The sequence below is a fragment of the Enterobacter cloacae complex sp. SYL003 genome (assembly GCF_049236925.1).
GTDB classification, from domain to species: domain Bacteria; phylum Pseudomonadota; class Gammaproteobacteria; order Enterobacterales; family Enterobacteriaceae; genus Enterobacter; species Enterobacter intestinihominis.
The window spans coordinates 1-777 of sequence record NZ_JBMKJK010000068.1 but is presented as its reverse complement, the minus strand read 5'-3'; the positions used below and the strand labels follow the sequence as shown (position 1 = coordinate 777).

The 777-nt window shown below is 49.0% G+C and carries 2 protein-coding genes; both read left to right on the top strand.

The window, feature by feature from the left end; genetic code table 11:
• The first annotated feature begins 115 nt into the window (after positions 1-115).
• Positions 116-355: a hypothetical protein gene (locus tag ACOT1A_RS24605; protein WP_001549892.1), complete on the top strand. Its 240-nt coding sequence runs from the start codon at positions 116-118 to the stop codon at positions 353-355.
• 2 nt (positions 356-357) lie between these two features.
• On the top strand, positions 358-714 hold the full coding sequence (locus ACOT1A_RS24600; RefSeq protein ID WP_004199403.1) for a S24 family peptidase: 357 nt from the start codon (positions 358-360) through the stop codon (positions 712-714).
• Positions 715-777: the final 63 nt, after the last annotated feature.

The window sequence follows — 777 nt, the reverse complement described above, 5'->3', positions numbered from 1 at the left end:
GACTTTTCGTCCATGGCGGTGACCTCTGGCGATTAAATACACCATTATCATGCCTTCAGCCACCACAACAAGGGAAGACCCATATGCATACAGCTATATTGATCGGAGGTTTTTCATGCCTAGACACTATGAAATTGACTCAGCCTGGCGTGCGAGCATTAAGCGTGAGCCGAACGGTCGTCAGACAGTTACGACAGAAGCCTTTGTCAGCCAGCTTGCGCTGATTAATTTTCACTGGAGTTGTCGCCAAGCAAATCAGTGGATTGAAACCTACGTGACCGTTTTTAAAGACATTTCCACTCAGGAAGGAGAGAACCGGACATTCATGCTTTTTAACCCCAACGGAGGCCGTTAAAAATGGGTTTTCCATCGCCAGCAACCGACTACCAGGAAAACAGGCTGTCACTCGATCAGCACTGTAATACAGGAGCGCCGGGAGTATTCTTTTTTCGAAGTGATACCTACTCTTTCCGGGAAGGGATAAAGCCTGGTGCGCTGCTCATAGTAGATTTTGGGGGCACGCCCGTTGACGGGTCTTTGGTGCTCTGTGTCCTGGAACAAGAATTCAGGATCATGCGATTGCGACTACACCCCAAGCGGTGTCTCCAGGAACTCGATAAGCTGGATAACTTCAGGGCTATACCTGATGACGATGAGGACGGGTTGGAGGTCAGGGGGGTCATTACGCACATTGTGGCACTGTTGCAAAGTTAGCGATGAGGCAGCCTTTTGTCTTATTCAAAGGCCTTACATTTCAAAAACTCTGCTTACCAGGCG

Bases quoted from the DNA above. Each gene is read 5' to 3' on its own strand.
- ACOT1A_RS24600 (WP_004199403.1), top strand. From the start codon at position 358: ATGGGTTTTCCATCGCCAGCAACCGACTACCAGGAAAACAGGCTGTCA.
- ACOT1A_RS24605 (WP_001549892.1), top strand. From the start codon at position 116: ATGCCTAGACACTATGAAATTGACTCAGCCTGGCGTGCGAGCATTAAG.